General features: G+C 71.2%; 14 protein-coding genes. 4 read left to right on the top strand and 10 right to left on the bottom strand.

Features of this window, described 5'->3' with window-relative positions:
• Positions 1–144: 144 nt before the first annotated feature.
• From LX15_RS00435 to LX15_RS00420, 4 genes are all read right to left on the bottom strand, one after another.
• Complete coding sequence (locus LX15_RS00435; RefSeq protein WP_253667409.1) at positions 145–723, bottom strand: hemerythrin domain-containing protein; 579 nt, start codon at positions 721–723, stop codon at positions 145–147.
• Between the two features lie 25 nt (positions 724–748).
• Positions 749–1,963, bottom strand: coding sequence for a hypothetical protein (locus tag LX15_RS00430; protein ID WP_253667408.1), 1,215 nt, complete (start codon positions 1,961–1,963; stop codon positions 749–751).
• Between the two features lie 434 nt (positions 1,964–2,397).
• Positions 2,398–2,676 carry a hypothetical protein gene (locus LX15_RS00425; RefSeq protein WP_253667407.1) on the bottom strand — a complete coding sequence of 93 codons (279 nt, stop codon included), beginning with the start codon at positions 2,674–2,676 and terminating at the stop codon, positions 2,398–2,400.
• Between the two features lie 196 nt (positions 2,677–2,872).
• Positions 2,873–4,063 (bottom strand): trans-sulfuration enzyme family protein, encoded by a 1,191-nt coding sequence (locus LX15_RS00420; RefSeq protein WP_253667406.1) that lies wholly within the window; start codon positions 4,061–4,063, stop codon positions 2,873–2,875.
• A gap of 365 nt (positions 4,064–4,428) precedes the next feature.
• Here LX15_RS00420 and LX15_RS00415 point away from each other — a divergent pair, with 365 nt between their 5' ends.
• Both LX15_RS00415 and LX15_RS00410 read left to right on the top strand, forming a co-directional pair.
• Positions 4,429–5,328, top strand: coding sequence for a hypothetical protein (locus LX15_RS00415; RefSeq protein ID WP_253667405.1), 900 nt, complete (start codon positions 4,429–4,431; stop codon positions 5,326–5,328).
• A 29-nt stretch (positions 5,329–5,357) separates the two neighbouring features.
• The gene (locus LX15_RS00410; RefSeq protein ID WP_253667404.1) at positions 5,358–5,624 is read left to right on the top strand and encodes a hypothetical protein; all 267 of its coding nucleotides are present in this window, start codon (positions 5,358–5,360) and stop codon (positions 5,622–5,624) included.
• A 37-nt stretch (positions 5,625–5,661) separates the two neighbouring features.
• Here LX15_RS00410 and LX15_RS00405 read toward each other — a convergent pair whose 3' ends face one another.
• From LX15_RS00405 to LX15_RS00390, 4 genes are all read right to left on the bottom strand, one after another.
• Positions 5,662–6,270, bottom strand: a complete 609-nt coding sequence (locus LX15_RS00405) for a histidine phosphatase family protein (RefSeq protein ID WP_253667403.1) — start codon at positions 6,268–6,270, stop codon at positions 5,662–5,664.
• Between the two features lie 71 nt (positions 6,271–6,341).
• Positions 6,342–7,478: a phospholipase D-like domain-containing protein gene (locus LX15_RS00400; RefSeq protein WP_253667402.1), complete on the bottom strand. Its 1,137-nt coding sequence runs from the start codon at positions 7,476–7,478 to the stop codon at positions 6,342–6,344.
• Positions 7,479–7,779: 301 nt separating this feature from the next.
• Positions 7,780–8,442 (bottom strand): ArsR/SmtB family transcription factor, encoded by a 663-nt coding sequence (locus tag LX15_RS00395; RefSeq protein ID WP_253667401.1) that lies wholly within the window; start codon positions 8,440–8,442, stop codon positions 7,780–7,782.
• A 45-nt stretch (positions 8,443–8,487) separates the two neighbouring features.
• Positions 8,488–9,306: an MBL fold metallo-hydrolase gene (locus LX15_RS00390; RefSeq protein ID WP_253667400.1), complete on the bottom strand. Its 819-nt coding sequence runs from the start codon at positions 9,304–9,306 to the stop codon at positions 8,488–8,490.
• Positions 9,307–9,755: 449 nt separating this feature from the next.
• Here LX15_RS00390 and LX15_RS00385 point away from each other — a divergent pair, with 449 nt between their 5' ends.
• Both LX15_RS00385 and LX15_RS00380 read left to right on the top strand, forming a co-directional pair.
• On the top strand, positions 9,756–13,538 hold the full coding sequence (locus tag LX15_RS00385; protein WP_253667399.1) for an nSTAND1 domain-containing NTPase: 3,783 nt from the start codon (positions 9,756–9,758) through the stop codon (positions 13,536–13,538).
• 78 nt (positions 13,539–13,616) lie between these two features.
• Entirely contained in the window at positions 13,617–14,357 is a 741-nt protein-coding gene (locus tag LX15_RS00380; RefSeq protein ID WP_253667398.1) for a class I SAM-dependent methyltransferase, read from the top strand.
• Positions 14,358–14,620: 263 nt separating this feature from the next.
• Here LX15_RS00380 and LX15_RS00375 read toward each other — a convergent pair whose 3' ends face one another.
• Together LX15_RS00375 and LX15_RS00370 are read right to left on the bottom strand one after the other, a co-directional pair.
• Positions 14,621–15,805 carry a glycosyltransferase 87 family protein gene (locus LX15_RS00375; RefSeq protein WP_253667397.1) on the bottom strand — a complete coding sequence of 395 codons (1,185 nt, stop codon included), beginning with the start codon at positions 15,803–15,805 and terminating at the stop codon, positions 14,621–14,623.
• Positions 15,806–16,755: 950 nt separating this feature from the next.
• Positions 16,756–18,384 carry an FAD-dependent monooxygenase gene (locus LX15_RS00370; protein WP_253667396.1) on the bottom strand — a complete coding sequence of 543 codons (1,629 nt, stop codon included), beginning with the start codon at positions 18,382–18,384 and terminating at the stop codon, positions 16,756–16,758.
• Positions 18,385–18,845 lie beyond the last annotated feature (461 nt).

Below are 18,845 nucleotides of genomic sequence, written 5' to 3'. Positions count from 1 at the left end.
ACCAGGACAAGGGGAACCCCCGAAGAGATCTGTCCTCACTGGACAGAAGTATCGGACGAACACATCGGACAGACACTTCGGACGGACGAGGGTCCGGTGCTCCTCACCCCGCGTGGGGTGAGGAGCACCGAACCCTCGCGTGCGTCACGTCTCGTTCGTCCGAGCCTTCCTGACCGCGTCCTTCATGCGGTCGAACAGCGCCAACACCGGACCGGCCAGCAGGTTTCCCGTGGCGCTCTCCATCCCGGGGTGAGGCCGGGTCGGCGCCACGGCCTCGGCGGCGCGGACGGCGCCGACCAGCCGCGCGAGCTGGTCGGGGCTGCCCTGCTGACGCAGGTACAGGAACTCGTAGCGCTCCTCGTACTGGGCGTGGGTGAGCACCGCCATGCGCAGCTCGTCGAGCAGCGACAGGAACTCCGGGGACTCGGCGTCCATCTCGTCGAGGCGGGCCAGCATCTCCTTGGCCTTCTCCTCCTCGTCCAACCGGTCCCGCACCACACCGTCGCCGCCGGGGAGCAGGCGCCGCGCGAGGGGGTGCACGACCTCCTCCTCGGCGGTCTCGTGGATCGCCAACAACCGCGCCAGCTCCTCGAAGGTGGCCCGCCTGTTCCGGGCGTCCGCCCCGGTGACCCGCGCGAACAGCTCACGGATCATGGCGTGCTGCTCCACGAGCAGGTCGACGACGTCCTGCGAGGGAGCCTCGTCGTGGGTCTGCCGAACCATGCTGATCCTCCTGGTGTCGCGGTGCTCAGGCCCGGCTCGCCTCGTGTTCCCGCAGGCTCTCGACCGGGTGCGGCCCCTCGGTCTCCATCCGGTACTCCCGGCCGAACCGCTCCCGGTGCTCGTCGATGATCCGCTCGCTCGGCGGCTTCTCCCCGCCGTGGATCTGCTCCTGCATCCGCTCGAACCGCTCGTGGGCCTCGCGGACGTAGCCGGCGCCCAACGTCGTCAGGTCGATCTGGGTGTCCAACAGCTCCCTGATGTAGGCCTTGTTCGGCTCGAACGTCAGCACGTTGGGCAGCTCGGGCGCCAGGATCTCCTCCGGCTCCCTGCCGTCGTTCCGGCGCATCAGGTCGCAGGCGATCCGCAGGTGCTCCAGCTCCATGTTCAGGTGCAGCTCCCAGATCGCCCGCACCTTCGGGTCGGGCTCGGTCTCCATGAAGGAGTGGTAGAGGTAGCACTCGTTGTACTCGTGGTTCACCAGCCGCTCCCACCAGGTCTCGCCCGGGTCCACCAGGGACTCGTAGTGGGTGACGTGCTCCTCCTCGACCAGACCGATCTCCTGGTAGAGCTGGCGCGCGATCGGCTCCATGTACTGCGGGCCAACGTTCATGTAGAAGTTCATCGTCTGCTGCTCGGCCGACATGATGGTCAGCGCGTGCAGTTTGGACAGTGGGCTGGCCTCGTCGCGGTCGTACGGGTCGCGGACGTTGTCGGCCGCGTTGCGGTGGTGGAACTTGGTCGGCCGCCCCGGCATGACCTCGGTCAGCGCGTCGACGATCTTCTCGGCCTTGCGGTGCTGCACCATCTCGTACAGGTTGGCGTACCGGTAGAGGTGGTCGAAGTCCTCCAGCACCCCGAACTGGTACGCCTGCTTCAGGTACGGGTCGGGCTCCATCCGCGCGACCCACGCGGTGAGGTCCACCGCGACCTGCTCGTAGGCGATCGTGGTCTCCAACGGCGACGCGGCGCCGGGCAGCAGCCAGTTCACCGCCTTCTGCTGCTGGTGCTCGATGTAGCGCACCTCGGCGAGCTGGCGCTTGACGTCGGCGTCGAGGCAGTTCCTGGAGAACTGGTGGCTGAACAGGATCGCCTCGACCTCGATCCCGTTCATGGTGATGACCCGGCACCGGGTGTAGGGGTCGGCGTGGTCCGGGTCCAGCGGCGTGACGTTCAGCTCACGCCAGTTCCGGAGCTGTTGGTCGAGCGGGATTCCCCGTTCCTGCAAGGGGTTGAAGGCCATGGGGGCGTCCTTCCGCGACGGCGCGCAGGGGTTCGCTCCGACCGTAGGTCGCGGTTTCCGCCCCGGCAGCGTGACCAAGGGGGCACCCGCGCAACTCCACCCGGATGGACACGACCGGCCGCACCGCGACGCCGACGACGGCCGTGACCGCAGCGGGGTGGCGCGAGGAGCGGCGACTGACAGCGATGCGGTCATGCCGCGTACTGGCCAATTTCACCGCGTCGACGGACCCTCGATCAGCGTCGCTGTCACGCGAGGACATCCCCGGCAGAGGACGGCGGTCCCCAGTGAGCGCGGGGCGCGCGGCAGCGCACCCAAGCGGGAGCGCACCCAAGCGGGAGCGCACCGCCCGTGAGGTGCGCGGGCGGTGCGGGCTCACGCCTGGTGACGAGGCCAGGGGAACCGGCGGGGCGATCCGCCGGTCCCCGCGTTCATCACGCCAGCAGGCGACGCAACTCCTCCGGGTAGTCGTCGTAGCTGACGAGGAAGTCCTGGAGGTCGACCAGCCACGGGAAGTCGATGACCGGCTGCCGCTGGGCGAGGAACACCGCGCTCTTCTCGACGACCCGCTGCTCGTCGGCCTCGGCGACGCCCAACTTCTCCAACACCCCCGGGTCGACGTGGAACCGACACTCCACCGTCTGCCCCTCGGCCTCGGTTCGGACCAGGTACTCGTGCTCGGCCACAGGTTCGACCAGGAAGCGCTCAGCCATGGCTCCAACTTAGGAGTCGCGCCCCCGGCGCGCACGGCCCAACAGCGCCGATCTTCGTGCCGTCGCCCACAGGGGTCTCACCCCGCACGACCCACCACCCTCCGCGCACACCATCCCCCGTGTCGCCACGGAGAGGAGCCGGCCCCCACGTCTGAGCGTCTCCTCCCCCAGCCCTCCTCGGGGAATCGCGGCGGTGTCAGGGCGAATGGTGGTCCACTTCGGACAGCGCGTGCTCGATGTCACCCCACAGGTCGTCGGGGTGCTCGATCCCGAAGGCGATCCGGACCATCCCCCGGCTCACACCGGCCTCCCGGAGTTGGTCGTCGTCGAGGTGGCGGTGCGTGCTGGTGGCCGGGTGCGACGCCACGGTCTCGGTGCCACCGAGCGACCCGGCGTTGAGCACCAGCCGCAGACGCCGCAGGAAGGCCTGCGCGGCGTCGGCTCCACCGGCGAGGTCGACGGCCAGCACCCCGCCGTACCCGGACAGGAAGCGCCTGGCCACGGCGTGACTGGGATGGGACGGCAGTCCCGGGTAGTGGACGGCGGCGACCGCCGGGTGCGTCGCGAGCCGCTCGGCGACGTGGAGGGCGTTCGCGCACTGCTGGCGCAACCGGAGCGGCAGCGTCTTCACACCCCGGATGACGAGCCACGCCGAGAACGGGTCGGCGACGACGCCGAGCCGGGTGGCCTGCGACCACGCGGCGCGGTAGCGCTCGGCGTCGGCGAAGACCGCCACCCCGCCCACCACGTCGTGGTGCCCGCCGAGGTACTTGGTCGCGGAGTGGATGACGACGTCGGCGCCGTGCTCGATCGGGCGGCACAACAGCGGCGTCGCGAAGGTGTTGTCGACGACCGTCGCCAGGCCCGCGCTCCTCGCGACGTCGACCATCGCCGGCAGGTCGGGCACGAACCCGGTGGGGTTGGCGATCGTCTCCAGGTAGAGCAGGCGGGACGTGGGACGGATCGCCGCCCGCAGTTCGGCGGGATCGTCACCACGGACGAACTCGACCGTCACACCCCACCGTTCCGCCAGGTCGCGCAGCGCGCCCATCGTGCCGCCGAACAGCGCCTTCTGGGCGATCACGTGGTCTCCGGCGCGCAGGAGCGACTGGAGGACGGAACTGGTCGCGCCCATCCCCGAGGCGGTCGCGAGCGCGGCGGCGCCGCCCTCCAGGTCGGCCACGGCCTCCTCCAGCGCCCGCACGGTGGGATTGGCGTAGCCGCTGTAGGCGAAGGCGCCCTCCGGGCCGGCCAGGGCCGAGGCCAGCGCCTCGGGGCCGTCGAAGGCGAAGATCGAACTCTGGTGGATCGGCACCCCGACCGGCGTGCCGTCCACCTCACGGGGAGCGGTGATCCGGGCGGCCCTGGTCTCACGGTGGAGGGACATGCCGCCAGCCTCCGACAAGATCCGGACAGGGCACAAGGCCAATGGGCGTTTCCCGGCTCCTCAGGCGACAGGCTGTGGGAGGTGTGCGGGGAACGGGCCAGGCTCCCTCGGACGAGGGACGCGGCTCGTTCCGAGGAGGGGTGCCGCCGAGCCCAGGGCGTGTGACGGTCAGGAGCATGATCGAGACCGCTCAGGGCGCCGCCCTCGCGACACTTCCGATCGAACGTCGAAGATGGTCCCGGCGGGTGGGTCCCGCGGCCGTCGTCTGGGCTGCCGGCTATGGGGTATTCGGCCTGGCGAGTGCGCTCACCAACACCCCGATCGTCCAGTTCGGACCGTCCCCTGCTCCGGTCGCCCTGAACTGGTTGGTCGTCGCTGTCGCCGTCGTCGCGGGCGCGGTCGTCCCGGCCACCCTCCGGCCGTGGGGACGGCGCGTTCCCCGGGTCTTCCTGCTCTCCGTGGTGTGGGGGTTGGCCGTGGTCTGTGCGGCGGCGGCCTTCGGACTGCTCATGCAGCTCGCGTCCGTGCTGATCTCCCAGCAGGTCGACAGTTGGGCTTCGGCGGGGAACCAAGTGTTGGCAGCGGTGGGGGTCGTGCTGCTCGTCGGGACCGCACGTGCTCACCAGCACGCCACGAGCGGGACGTGCCCCCGCTGCGGGGAGAAGCACGGTGCGCGGACGAGCTGGGTCCGGCCGGAGCCGAGCCCAGCGCCACGAGCGGTCCGCGTGGCCGCGTACGTCGGGTGCGCGGCGTTCCTTCCCTACATCGCGATGAAGACGACGTGGGCGCTCGGCGGCACCTTCGCCGGTGTCACGGGCGCGGACATGACCCCCGGGGCGGAACAGCACGACGCCGGCGGCCTGTGGCCCGTGTTGGAGTCGGTCGGCATCGACCCCACCGCCCTCCTCGCCGCGCTCGGCATCTTCCTGATCCTGGGCCTCGTCCGACCGTGGGGCCAGGTCTTCCCCCGCTGGACCCCGTTCCTGGCCGGTAGGCCGGTGCCCCGGTGGCTCCCCCTCGCGCCCGCCCTGCTGGGCGCCGCCTCGCTCGCGCCGTACGGCCTGGTCGGCCTCCCGTACGTCGCTCTCGGAACCCTCGGGGTCGTCCCGATCGACAGGGGCGACTTCCAGACCCTGGAGGACATGCTGGTCGTCGCGTGGTGCGGGATGGTCGCGTTCTGCGGTCACGGCGTCGCCCTCGCGATCGCGGCCCGCTCCTACTTCCTCCGCACCCGCCCCCGCTGCGTACCCACCCCCGCGCCCTGACCTCCTCCCATCCCACGAAGCCCCTTCGCATGATCTCGACTCGGCGCGTCTCCTGGATCGGGAGTTTCTTGGTCTGGGGCTTCACGCTCCTACCGCTGTTCTTCGGCAGCCGCCGGGCGGCGGCGCGGTTGGTGTTCCTGGTGACCATCGACCGCGAGGTGGGACAGAGGCCTGATGGTCCCAGCCCGGACGGCCTGAACGGCGCTCTTCTCTACCTCCTCACCGTGTCCTTCCTGGCTGCTCGCACGCTGGTGCCCCGAAGAGACGATCACCAGCAGAGGGGCGGTCGCGTCTGACGACGCGAACCTCCACCAGACGAGACCGTGGTGGAGATCAGGGATTCTGACGGGCGGTGAGGCGGGCGATCCCGGCCAGCCCGGTCACGACCAGTCGCCCCAGCTCGGCGTCGGACAGAACCAGCGGCGTCACGTGGGCCGGCGTCCTCTCCGTGATCGGGTCCAGTGAGCCGGTCCTCCTGAGCTGTCGCACCATGGCCAGCATCAGGCCGTGCCCCACCACGAGGCGTGGCCCCGGATAGGCGAGGCACGCGCGCAGCCCGCGGAGGAACCGGGCGAGCACGGCGAGACGTGTCTCGCCTCCACCGGGTGGCGCCACAGTCGCGCCGTGCTCGCCGCACCACAGCTTGTAGGCGTCGAGGCTGCCGCCCTCGAAGTGGCCGTAGGTCTCCTCGTTGATCAGCGGCTCGACCACGCGGTGCGCGGAGTGCCCACGGAGCAAAAGGTCTCCGGTCTGGCGCGCCCTCGGCAACTCGCTCGTGACGAGCGTGCGGACATTGGTGAGCCACAGGGCCGAGGCCGCGCGCCGGCACTGCGCCAGGCCCTTGGCCGTCAACCTGATCCCGGTCGTCGGGTCCCCGTTGCAGACGCGGGCCGCGTTGTTCCCGGCGTGGCCGTGCCGCACCAGATACGAGACGGACTCCACCGGAAAGCCCCCTCTCTCGACAGCGGAAACGGTCGAGGCACGGCAGGACCCTCGTCGTGGGCGATCTGGGGTCAGGAGGCGGCGTCGCGCATCTCCCGGAAGTTCGCGCGGTACTGGTCGTGGATCGCGTTGGACCGGATGCGCACGAGTGCCTCGTCGTTCTCCCGCAACGCCGCGTTGGTGTAGTTGTGGGAGCCGGTCATGACCCACTTGCTGTCCTTCACGCCGGCGTAGGTGCCCTCGATCAGCATGTACTTGGAGTGGACGATCTGGTTGCCGTCGATCTGGCGCAGCACGATCCGGTCGTGGTTGGCCAGGTGGCTCCTGCTGCCCGCGTCGAGGGTCGTGTAGACGACCTCGACCCAGCACTTGCGGTCGGCCAGCTCGCGCAGCTTCCTGGCGATGGCGTCCCGGCTGAAGTACCACATGGCGATCCTGATGATGGTGCGCCCGCTCTTGGTGCCGACGGAGGTGTTGCCCTCACAGGCGACGTTGTCGTCGAGCATGTTGTAGATCGTGTCCGTCGACGCGTCGCTGCCCGCCCTGGGGAAGAAGTACGCCTTGGTGTTGTCGCCGTTGACGGTGCGGTAGTAGTCCCCGGTCTTCTTCATGGCCGCGAGGTCGCGGAAGTAGGACAGGTAGCCGTTGTAGAGCGCGGTGTCCCCGACCAGGGTCACGGCGTTGTTCCAGTACTTCTCCGCGTTGTCCTTGGTCAGGTTGGACGACGACTGCACCAGCACGTTGGACGATCCACTGGTGTTGGAGAACAGGAAGAACTTGTTGTGCATGATCGGCGTGCCGACGTTGCCGATGCACGCGCCGCCCTTGGTGCAGATCCGCACCCATGACGGCTTGCTCCGGTCGGTGCCCAGCGCCTTCACCAGGTTCTCCACCGCCGCCCTCGACTCCGACGACTGGTCCACGACCAGGCGCACCTTCACACCGCGGTCCCGCGCCGCCACCAGGTCAGCGGCGACGGCGGTGTCGCTGAAGTGGTAGATGGCGGCGTGGATCTCCGACCCCGGGGCGGCGCCCTGGATCAGTGACCGCAGGTGCTTGATGATCGCGTACTGCCGTGCCGCGTCGCCCGGCTTGTTGAACACGGCCGACGAGGCGACGGCGGCCGAGGCCGGCGGCGTGGCGGGAGTGGGGAGGAGTAAGGCGGTCAGGGCGGTCAACGCCGCCAGTGTGACGCGAGCGAGTCGCATCAGGTCCCCCTTCGTCGAGATCGCGACATCCCGCGTGAGACAACGGCCCCCCAGCCGCACGCCCGTGGCGGCGCATGCCTCCCGCGGGTCTTCGTCCGACCATCATGTGCGTCCGACCCGCCCGGATCACTCCGCCAACCGCGCTATTGCCCAGTCAACGCGGCGCGTCAGCGCCCGCCGACCGGTGCGCCCCGCCGACCGGTGCGCCCCGCCGAGCGGCGCGCCCCGCCGAGCGGCGAGAGCCGACAAGGCATCGAAGGGAGACCCCGGAGAAGGAGAACGCGGCGCCGGCGACGCGCCGCTACCGTGACCGCGACGCGCGGCGGCCGACGCGGTCCCAGCGCGTGAACCCGCCGGCCAGGGGCCGCGCGTCGTAGCCCAGCTCGCGCAGGAGCTGCACCGCCTTGGGAGAGGCCACGCAGTACGGCCCCTGGCAGTAGGCGACGATCTTGGCGTCCCTCGGCAGCTCCGCCAGCTTGTCCCTCAGCTCGCCGCTCGGCAGCGAGACCGCCCCCGGCACGTGGCCGGCGGCGTACTCCTCCGGCGAGCGGATGTCCAGCACGACCAGGTCCGGGTCGTCGAGCCGCTCGCGGAGCTGCTCGACGGTGACCGGCTCCATCTCGGCGGGGTCGCCGAGGTGCGCGGCCACGGCGCTGCGCAGGTCGGCCAACCGGTCCTCGGCGAAGTCCTGGAAGTGGCCGAGGAACGTCGAGACCTCGGGGGTGGCCAGCCGGTAGTAGACCCGGGTCCCGTCCTTCCGGCTGGCCACCAGGTTCGCGGCCCGGAGCTGCTGGAGCTGCGCCGAGGTGTTCTTCACCGTGACCCCCGCCTCGTCGGCGAGCTGCTCGACGGTGCGCTCGCCCTGGTCGAGCAGGTCGAGCAGGCGGAGCCGCACCGGGCTGGACAGTGCCTTGCCGATCCGCGCGAGCTGCGCGTAGATCGGTTCCTCGACGAACTCACCCATCCGCTCTTCCGCTCCTCACCCGTCGCGCCGTCGCCCCGCCGGGGCTCACGCCTCCGGGGCGTCCCCGCGCAGGAACTGGACGTACCGCTCCGCGCAGCGCTCCACCACCTGCTTGGCGTCCCCGTCCAGCACCGAGGTCCACCACCCGCCGTAGATGCGCCCGAACTCGTAGGGCCGCACCGCCGCGACCACCTGGCGGACCAGGCGCTCCGGCAGCGGGAGCATGTTCGGGGCGCTCCACAGGAAGGTGACCCGGTCCCGGCCCGGGGTCACGTAGATGGTGTCACCCGTCAGCAGCACGCCGGCGCCGTCCGCCCCGTCGGCCCAGTGCAGGACGGAGCTGCCGGGGAAGTGGCCGCCGCACTGCACGAGGGTGACGCCGGGCAGCGGGGACAGGGAGCCGGACCACGTCCGCACCGCCGGGTCGGTCCTGGTCATCCACTCCTGGTCGGCCTCGGGCAGCAGGATCGGGGCGTCGAAGGCGCGGCTCCACTCGACGGCCGCGCCGTACATGTGCGGGTGGCTGGAGCTGACGGCGGCGAGCCCGCCCAGCTCGCGGACGGTGCGGACCGCGTCGTCGTCGAGGAAGCCCGGCGGGTCCCACAGCAGGTTGCCGCCGGACGTGCGGACCAGCAGCCCCCGCTGGTTGATGCCGAGCCCGGGCTTCACGCCGAGTCCGACCAGGTTGGGCTCCTGCTCCCGGAACTCCACGGTGTGCCCGTCCCGCGCCAGCTCCTCCAGCGTGGTCCAGCGCTGCCCGGTGATCGGCACCCACTGCCGCTCGTCGGCGCAGATCTTGCAGCTCGCGGGGGGCTGCTCCCCCTCGTGGTGGTTGACGCAGGTCGCGCAGATCCAGAGCGCCATGGCGGACCCGTCTCCTTCCGATATTCCAAAGATCTTTAGAACAACCGTAGATCAGGGCGGCCCGGTCCACAACCCCTTCCCCGACGCCCCCTTCGCGTGGCGCGGCCGGGCGAACACACGCGACGGCCGCGCCCGGAGATCGAGCGAGGCCGTCCTCTCGTTCGGTGGTGTCACTACGACGGTTCCGTGGCGCCGCGTCCCGCCCGGGGATGACGGAAACACCCGAACGACAGCGCGGACGACCCAACGAAGAATGTGGCGGACATTTCGGATGCTCCTCACCCACTGGGGTTGCGGACCGTTTCGACGCGCCCGGATTCCGGCGGGGCTGCCCTACGCTGGTCGGGTCGCTGATCCGAGCCTGTGCGAGGGCGTCGGCAGCGGGGAGGGGTTTCCCGTATCCCCCGGAGCCCGGAGTCGGGATACAGCCCCTGAGCAGGGAGAACGCCATGGGGGCCACCACCGCGTTCGGTCAGGAGCTCCGTCGCCTGCGCACCGCGCTCGGCCTGTCGCTCGCGCAGTTGTCGGAACGGACCCACTACAGCAAGGGCTATCTGAGCAACATCGAGAACGGACGGAAGTCGGCGTCCGTGGACCTGGCGCGTCGACTGGAGGACGTGCTCGACGCGAAAGACGTGTTGGTCCCGCTGGTGGCGGAGGCCGAGGAGGGGCCCTGCCCCTATCGGGGACTGGCCGCGTTCGGCCCCGAGGACGCGCGGTGGTTCTTCGGCCGCGACCGGACGACGGCCGCGCTGCTGGGCCAGGCCGCCGAGAGCCTCAGGACCGGCACACCGCTGGTGGTGTTCGGCGCGTCCGGGGCCGGCAAGTCCTCGCTCCTGCGCGCGGGGCTGGTGCCGGCCGTCGCCAGGGGCGCGCTGCCCGTGCTGGGGTCGGCCCGGTGGCCCGCGCTGGTCATGACGCCGACGGCGCGCCCAATGGCGGCGCTGCGCGAGGGCCTGGCCAGGGCGCTGGGCGCGCCGGCTCCCCCGATGAGTGAGGAGCCGCGGACCTGGCGCGACGCGCTGCCCGACGGGCGGCCGCCCGGGGTCCACCTCGTCGTGGTGGTCGACCAGTTCGAGGAACTCTTCACGCTCTGCGAGGACGAGGCGGAGCGGGTCACCTTCGTCAGGGCGCTGTGCGAGGCCGCGGCGCTGGACCGCGCCGGCCTGCCCTCGGCCCTGGTGGTCCTGGGGGTCAGGGCCGACTTCTACGACCGCTGCCTGGCGTACCCCGACCTGCTCGGCCCGGTGCAGCGCAACCAGTTCGCCCTCGGCGCGATGACCCGGTCCGAGCTGGTCGAGGCCATCATCGCGCCCGCGAGGGTCGCCAAGGTCAACCTCGAACACGGGCTGGTCGAGCTGCTGCTGCGGGACCTGGGCGTGGCGCGCGGCGAGGAGCGGGACCACCCGAGCTACGACCCCGGCGCGCTCCCCCTGCTGTCCCACGCGCTCCTCGCGACCTGGCAACAGCGGCAGGACCACGACCTGACCGTCGACGCCTACCAGCGGACCGGGGGGATCCACGGGGCCGTGGCCGCGACCGCCGAACGCTGCTACTCCCGCCTGGACGGCGAGGCGCAACAGGCCGCGCGCCGCCTGCTGCTCCGGCTCGTGCGGGTCGGCGAGCAGGGCGAGGCCGTGCGTCAGCGCGTCGACCGCGACCGGCTGCTGGCGGAGGCGGCGGACGAGACGGTGTCACGGGTCGCGCTGGAGTCCTTCGCCTCCGCCCGGCTGCTCACCCTCGACCAGGACAGCGTGGAGATCACGCACGAGGCCCTGTTGTGGGCGTGGCCCCGGCTGCGCGACTGGCTCGACGCCGACCGGGCGGGGCTGCGCGTCCGCCAACAGCTCATCGACGCGGCCGAGGAGTGGGACCGGCGGGGCAGGGACCGTGCCCTCACCCAGCGCGGCGCTCCCCTGGCCGTCATGAGCGACTGGGCCGCGCACCACCCCGGGGAGCTGACCCCGGTCGAACGCGACTTCCTGCGGGCCAGCGACCGGGAGGAGAAACGCGGGGTCCGGCGCCTGCGCCGACTGGTCGCGACGCTGACCGTCCTGTTCCTCCTCGCGGTGGCCGCGACGATCTACGCGGTGCGGACGCAGCGGGACGTGGTCGAACAACGCAACGTCGCGATCTCCCGCAAGGTCGCGATCGAGGCGTCCGCGCTGCGCACGACCAACCCCGAACTCGCCGCGCAGCTCGCCCTCGCCGCCTTCCGGCTGTCCCCCACCGTGGAGGCGCGCAGCAGCCTGCTCGCCTCGTACGCCAGCCCGCACGCGTCCTTCCTGACACGCGATCCCCACCTCCCCGAGTCGGTGGCGCTGAGCCCGGACGCGCGCACGCTCGTCACGACCGGCCGGGACCGCATGACCCGCCTGTGGGACGTCTCGGACGTGGCGAACCCGACCTCCCTGGCCACGCTCGGCGAGCACACCGACTCCGTGCTCGCCGCCGCGTTCAGCGCGGACGGCCGCCTCCTCGCCACCGCCAGCCGCGACCGGACCGTCCGCGTCTGGGACGTCGCCGACCGTGCGGCGCCGACCCCGCTGAGCGTGGTCCACGGCCACGGCGACGTGGTCAGGGCCGTGGCCTTCTCACCCAGGGGCGCGCTCCTGGCGACGGCGAGCGACGACCGGACCGCGCGCCTGTGGGACCTCGCCGACGCCAGGAGCCCGAAGCCGCTGGCCACGATGACGGGCCACTCCGACGCGGTGCTGGACGTGGCGTTCAGCCCCCGGGGAGACGTCCTGTCCACCGTGGGGAAGGACCGCGCGGTGCTCCTCTGGGACGTCGCGAGCGGGCAGTCGCCCCGGGTGCTGACCGCGCTGCGGGACCAGGCGGAGCTGGTCGCCAGGTTCAGCCCGGACGGGCGGCTGCTCGTCGTCGCGGGGCAGGACCGGACCGTGCGGCTGTGGAACGTCGAGAACCCCCGCCAGGTCCAGACGGTGTCCACGCTCACCGGTCACATCGACGTGGTCCGCGCCCTCGCGGTCAGCCGCGACGGCAGGACGGTGGCGAGTGCCAGCGACGAGCGCACCATCCGGCTGTGGGACGTCAGCGACCCCCGGCGCCCCAACGCGCGGGCCATGCTCAGCGGCCACAACGACAACATCACCTCGCTCGTATTCAGCGGGGACGGGCAGACCCTCATCAGCGCCAGCGCCGACAACACCGTGCGGTTGTGGGAGATCGCGGGGCCGGTGCTCGCCGACCACACCGAGGCCGTCTTCGGCGTCGCCTTCAGCCCCGACGGCAGGACCATCGCGACCACGAGCGACGACCGCACGGTGCGCCTGAGCGACGTCACCAACCCTCGTCGCCCCGCTCCGCTCGCGGCGCTGACCGGGCACCAGGACACCGTCCGCCACGTGACGTTCAGCCGCGACGGACGCCTCCTCGCCACGTCGAGCTGGGACCGCACGGCCCGGCTGTGGGACGTCGCCGACCCGCGACACGCCGGGGCACTCGCCACGGTCACCGGGCACGCCGGCAGCGTGCGCTGGGTGGCGTTCGGGCCGGACAGCCGGCTCCTGGTGACGGCCGGCGACGACCGGACCGCGCGGCTGTGGGACGTGGGCGAGCCGCGCGCCCCGGTCGCGCTGGGCGTCCTGACCGGGCACACCGACATCGTGCGGTCGGTCGCCGTCCGGTCGGACGGACGGGTCGTGGCCACGTCGAGCTGGGACGGCACCGCGCGGCTGTGGGACGTGGCCGACCCGAGGCGGCCGGCGGCGCTCGGCGTGATCTCCGGTCACCAGCAGGCGATCCGGTCGATCGCGTTCGCGCCGGGGGGAACGGTGGTGGCGACGACGAGCTGGGACCACACCGTGCGCCTGTGGGACGTCGAGGACCCTCGACGGCCCAGCCCGCTGTCCACGATGACGGGCCACACGGCGATCGTCTTCGGCGCCGCGTTCAGCCCCGACGGCCAGACCCTCGCCACCACCGGGGACGACGGCACGGTCCGGTTGTGGGACGTGCGCGACCCCCGGCATCCCGTCGCCACGGCGATCCTCACCGAGCACCTGTCGGCGGTGTTCGCGGTGGCGTTCGGCCCCGACGGGCACACGCTGGCCACCACCTCGCAGGACCGCACGACCCGTCTGTGGGAGACCGACGTCGACCGCCTGTCCACCTACGTCTGCTCGACCGTCCGCAGGCCCGTCTCGGAGGACGAGTGGCGGCACTACTTCACCGGCATCCCCTACGAGCCGCCCTGCCCCGGGCGCTGACGCGGTCCGCGCTCGGCGTTCTCCCCTGCCGGCGAAAAGGCGTGGTTCGACGCCGACGGCGCGTGGCAGGGTGCTCCAGTGGTCGACCGTGCCTACTCCGACAGCAGCCTCGCCGAGTTGTACGACCTCCTCAACCCGTGGGGAGCCAGCGACGACTTCTACCTGGAGCTGGTGATGGCCGCCGGCTCCGTGCTCGACGTGGGCTGTGGGACGGGGACCCTGCTGCGCCGGGCGCGCGAGGTTGGGCACCGGGGGCGGTTGTGCGGTCTCGACCCGGCCGGCGCGATGCTCGACCGGGCGCGGCGGCGGACGGACGTCGAGTGGGTTCAGGGCGATCTGACGACGGTGAGCTGGGACCGGGAGTTCGACCTCGTCGTGATGACCGGGCACGCGTTCCAGGTGCTGCTCGGCGACGAGGAGCTGCGTGACGCGCTCACCACGGTCGCGGCGGCCCTGGTGCCCGGCGGGCGTTTCGCCTTCGAGACACGGAACCCGCTGGCCCGGCCCTGGGAGCGGTGGAACGGCACGGACGAGGTGCGCGACGGCGCGGGAGACACGGTGCGGGTGACGCGCGAGGTCGAGACACCTGTGACCGGCGACGTCGTCCACTTCACCGAGACGTTCACGTGTCCGCGTTGGGAGGAGCCCCGGGTGAGCCGGTCGAGTCTGCGTTTCGTGGACGTCGACGCGCTGGGCGCTCTCCTGGGCGCGGCCGGCCTGGTGGTGGAGGACCAGTTCGGCGACTGGTCCCGGGCACCGCTGACCACCACCAGCCGCGAGATCATCACGATCGCGAAGCGACCGTCCTCAGTGGACTGATCCACAGGGGCTGCGAGTTCCGTCCAGCTCGCCGCGAGCCCCATGAGAGCAACACCGGCCCCACAGGGCCGGTGTTGCTACGAGTTCACACCCGTCTTACAGCGCCCATGGGCTATCGGCGCGAAAAAGTCGAGGATGGGGTTTCGCCGGGCTCTTCAGCCCGCTCGACGAGCGCAACACGAAGCTGAGGTGAACTTCCAACCCAGCTCACCAAGCCATGCCGCGCACCAGGCGCAACCTGTACCAGTCCGCGCCGTCCCGACTCATGCAACGCCACGCCGGGCCATGCTGGGCGGATGAATGTCGTGCAGGTACTGCCCTTCTCCGACGGCTCGTTGATCATGTCGACGAAGGTGCAGAACAACGGCGAGCACGGTTGCCACGAAGATGAAGACATACAGATTGCCGAGAACAAAACCGATCGGCCCACCCAGTGGCACCGCACCCCTGGCGCTGTCCGGCGGGTCGGCGAGGGCAAGGACCCACGGAAACGTCAGCGGCAGCAACACCGCCGGCCCCAACCAGGCCGGGTGCACCACAGACCAGTCCCGCCGAGCCGCGAGGTGCAGCAGATACACAGCGAGCGGAACCAGCCACACCCAATGATGTCCCCAGGACCACGGGGAGATCGCCGCGGACGCCATGCCGCACAGGACGACGCCGAGAAAGTGCTCTCCCCGCCGGCTCGCCCACATCGCGGTCGCGAAGACCCCAGCCGCGACCACCAGGGCCAGCAGTGGCCAGACCACGGCCATGCCCTCGTTGGACACCCCCAGGCGGAGGATCATTCCCCGCAAGGACTGGTTGTGCGTGGACGTGAGGTTCGCGTAGATGCGCGACGTGTCGGCGAAGAGACCTCCGAACCAATATCGCGAGGCCTCACGAGGCAGGAGGACGAAGCCGACGAGCACCGTGCCCAAGAAGGTGCACGTCGCCACGGCCGCCGCCCGGTACCGCCTGGTCAACAGCAGGTAGGGCAGGAAGATCAGCGGAGTGAGCTTGATGCCCGCGGCGATCCCGACACCCACTCCCATGGTTCGCCGACGATCGTCGCGAACCAGGTCTCCAATGATGAGCGCCAACAGGACGAGGTTGATCTGCCCTACGTAGACCGTCGCGTGAACCGACTCGGACAGCAGCGAGAGACTCGCGATCACCAGGCACACGGTGGGCACTCGTCGTCTTCGGCTCGCATCGAGCCAACGCCAGGACCTCCAGACCACGAACACCAGAAGCGCACAGTTCGCGAGGACCAGGAGTGTCCGTGCCGCGATCGCCGGCATCGCGGCCAACGGGGCGAACAGTAGCGCCGCCCACGGCGTGTACGTGAAATGCATGGCGTTCCAGACGGGGCGATCGTAGAGACTGCCCCCGTCGAGCACGGCTCGGCCTCCCGCGCGATAGACCTCCAGGTCGATCGCGTTCGCGCGTATCGCGAGGGCGGTCATCGCCAGCCCTAACACGCACGTCGCGCCAGCACCTACGGCTGAGACAGCAGGATGGGACGCCAAACGGCGTAAGACGTGCACTGCTCCTCCACGTGTCTTTGCATGCAGAAGGAAGGAAGGACGAAGGTTAGCCTGTCGACGTGAGAGTTCTTCTCGCGCCAGAACGTGATCCACGCAGGGAGCCGTTGACTCTCTTGATCGCTGCGCCATGCGGCGGCAGAGATTCGGCTGACACGAGCAACCCTGCTTACTACCGCCCGTCCACATGGCCGGGAGCGCTCCAGCACGACCCGAGCACGCGGCATCCGCCACCGACAACACTCATGTCCGACGTGGACCGTCAACGGACCGCGTGAGGTCTGGCACCACCTTGGAGATCGAACGCCATGACCGCGACGCAAGTGTCCTCAGTGGACTGAGGTGCTGGGTGAAACGGAGTTCCGGTGGATTCTCAGCCACGGTCGAGCAGGGATTTGTGGTGGATGACCGGCAGAATGTCCGATCAAAGCGGTGGTCCGTCCTCCTGTCTCGACGAGGAAGACGCCACATATCAATCTTTCCGAGCGTCGGCGCGAACGCGTATCACAGCCTTCGACGCTCCGTCACCAGCTCCCCTGCGGCGGACGAGTCACGAAGACGGCGGAACGCGTCCAGGCAGCGAGCGCGCATCGCCAGCAGGTCCTCGAACCGGAGGTGGCCGCCGCCGGCCCCGCCGGCGAGGTCGACGAGGTGAGGGCGACGGCGACACTCCAGAAGATCGAATTCGTACGGTGTGGGCGAGAAACGCCAGTTTTCCCGGTGTTCAGACACCTCTGCTCTGACCATAGTGGACGACCGTTGGGCTGGTCACGGATGCAGGGGTCCCCGACCGGGCCGGGGTGCGGGAGTGTGTCGGCTGGGGGGTACTGACCGTGGTGCCGGCCCCAGGTCCGCTCCGGTTGACCGTGGGGTCAGCCGACGGAGGCCCACGGCGTCACCTGAGCGCCCTGGGCGAGGACCTGTCCCAGCACCTCCCCCAGCACCGCCTCCGACGGCGCGCCCTCGCCGCGCCACGCCACGAAGCCGTCCGGCCGGACCAGGACGCTCCCCCGGTCCTGCCCACCCCACAGCGCGGCGCGGTCCGGGGCGTCGAACTGCCCTTCGACGCCCACGTGGTAGACCCGCAGCGGAACCCGCCGCCGCGCGGCCGCGCGCGCCATGCGCGGAACCGCGTCGGCCTCGCTGGTCAACAGGACCGGGGCGTCCCGGCACAGGTCGATGCTGGAGAGGCGGCGTCCCCGGTAGGTGAGCCAGACGTGCGGGAGCCTGGTGCCCGGGGCGCCGGACAGGTCAGGGACCGCGGGGACGGCGGGGCCGCCACCGCCGATCACGGCGGCGGACTGGTAGCGGTAGCCGGTGAGGAACGAGACGGTGTCGCACGGCGTGATCCCGCCCAGCCGATCACCGGGAACGCCGGCCCTCAGGGCGCTCTGGTCGGCCGTGGCCCTGTCGACGGGCCGCCGTTCCGCCTCGTAGGTGTCCAGCAGGGGCTCCCCCGCCCAGCCCTTGAGCACGGCGGCGAGCTTCCAGGCGAGGTTGTGCGCGTCCTGGATCGCGAGGTTCGCGCCGTGGTTGCCGGCGGGCGGGTGGGCGTGCGCGCAGTCGCCGACCAGGAAGACCGGGCCGCAGCGGAACCGGGTGGCGAGCTGGTGGCTGGCCGGCCACCGGCGCACCGCCTCGACACGGGCCCTGAGGTCCGGCCTTCCCGCGACGCGTCGGATGACGCCGAGCCACCGGGCGACGTTGACGTCCTCGGGTTCCGCGCGGTCGGCGGGTGTTTCGAGCGCGAGGCACCAGCGGTGGCGGTCGTTGGACTCCGTGACCGTCGCGGGGAGGTCGGGGTCCGTGATCACGCAGGCGGAGAAGCGCCGGCCGCGCAGCACGCGGTCCAGGTCGGCGTGGAAGAGGACCGACGTCCAGCGGGAGATCAGCCCCATGCCCTCGACCGGGACGCCCGCCTGCTCGCGGACGGTGCTGTGGGGGCCGTCGGCGGCGACGAGGTAGCGGGCGCGCACCCGCCTCCGCGTCCCGTCGCGGCGGCGTTCGACGGTCGCGGTGACGCCGTCCTCGTCGGCCGTCCACGACACCAGCTCCGCGCCGAACCACAGGCGCGCGCCGCGCTCGCGGGCGGCGTTGGCGAGGAGGGGTTCGGTCCGGTCCTGACCGCACCAGAACGGAGGGCACGGGCCGGGGACCGCCAGCTCGTCGGCTCCGGTCTCCAGCACCTGGGCGTCGTGGATCTCGGCCAGGTTGCGGGCGGCGAGGACCGTGCGGGGCAGCACGGCGCGGTCGGTGCGTGCTCGCGGATCGTCGTCCGGCACGAGCCGCATGCCGATCGCCCGCACGCGCGGCTCCAGACCGACCGTCCGCAACAACTCCATCGTGCGGCTGCTGACGTGGGTGGCGCGCGGCAGCCGTGACGTGCTCTCGGCGCGTTCGACCAGAAGGACGGGGATCCCCTGTTCCGCGAGGAACAGCGCCGACGCCAGGCCGCCTGGCCCGCCGCCGACCACGAGGACGGGAACGTCTTCCTTCAGCATGGCTCCGCTCGCCTCCCGCAGGTCCGGCGACCCCGGAACCTACCCACGGCGTCGCCGGGAAACCCGCCACTCGCACCCCGACACGACCCAACCTCCCCGGTCAGGCGACCCCGCTCCCCGCGCGCCGAGTGCGGACAACGCGTCGTCCATGACAGTCAAGGTGATCTCTTGGTCCGACTCCCGAGGAGTGGGCGGTTCCGTCTTCCGCGGACCATCAGGGCGCGATGAGGACGGAGCGTGACGCTCGCTCCCTATGGTGTGGTGGTCGTCCCTCACAAGTGGACTGAGAGACGAAGGCAGGTGTAACTCCGCGCAGCACCGGGCACGGGGTAGCACCACCCTTCGTTCGATGTCAGCGCAAGGAGTTCCGCGAACCCGACATCCCGGGCCCCACGAGGAGAACCGCATGCGTATGTCGCCAGCCCCTTGGCGGTCGGCTTTACGGGCGTCCTCGCTCTGAG

Origin of the sequence: Streptoalloteichus tenebrarius (genome assembly GCF_024171885.1) — a bacterium.
GTDB classification, from domain to species: domain Bacteria; phylum Actinomycetota; class Actinomycetes; order Mycobacteriales; family Pseudonocardiaceae; genus Streptoalloteichus; species Streptoalloteichus tenebrarius.
Note: the sequence above shows the minus strand (reverse complement) of the source record. Positions and strands in the feature narration are given on the sequence as shown.

Excerpts from the sequence above, each read along its gene's own strand:
- LX15_RS00390 (WP_253667400.1), bottom strand. The coding sequence starts at position 9,306 with ATGGCGCTCTGGATCTGCGCGACCTGCGTCAACCACCACGAGGGGGAG.
- LX15_RS00395 (WP_253667401.1), bottom strand. The coding sequence starts at position 8,442 with ATGGGTGAGTTCGTCGAGGAACCGATCTACGCGCAGCTCGCGCGGATC.
- LX15_RS00410 (WP_253667404.1), top strand. The coding sequence starts at position 5,358 with ATGATCTCGACTCGGCGCGTCTCCTGGATCGGGAGTTTCTTGGTCTGG.
- LX15_RS00425 (WP_253667407.1), bottom strand. The coding sequence starts at position 2,676 with ATGGCTGAGCGCTTCCTGGTCGAACCTGTGGCCGAGCACGAGTACCTG.
- LX15_RS00375 (WP_253667397.1), bottom strand. The coding sequence starts at position 15,805 with ATGACCGCCCTCGCGATACGCGCGAACGCGATCGACCTGGAGGTCTAT.
- LX15_RS00400 (WP_253667402.1), bottom strand. The coding sequence starts at position 7,478 with ATGCGACTCGCTCGCGTCACACTGGCGGCGTTGACCGCCCTGACCGCC.
- LX15_RS00370 (WP_253667396.1), bottom strand. The coding sequence starts at position 18,384 with ATGCTGAAGGAAGACGTTCCCGTCCTCGTGGTCGGCGGCGGGCCAGGC.
- LX15_RS00430 (WP_253667408.1), bottom strand. The coding sequence starts at position 1,963 with ATGGCCTTCAACCCCTTGCAGGAACGGGGAATCCCGCTCGACCAACAG.
- LX15_RS00420 (WP_253667406.1), bottom strand. The coding sequence starts at position 4,063 with ATGTCCCTCCACCGTGAGACCAGGGCCGCCCGGATCACCGCTCCCCGT.
- LX15_RS00435 (WP_253667409.1), bottom strand. The coding sequence starts at position 723 with ATGGTTCGGCAGACCCACGACGAGGCTCCCTCGCAGGACGTCGTCGAC.
- LX15_RS00385 (WP_253667399.1), top strand. The coding sequence starts at position 9,756 with ATGGGGGCCACCACCGCGTTCGGTCAGGAGCTCCGTCGCCTGCGCACC.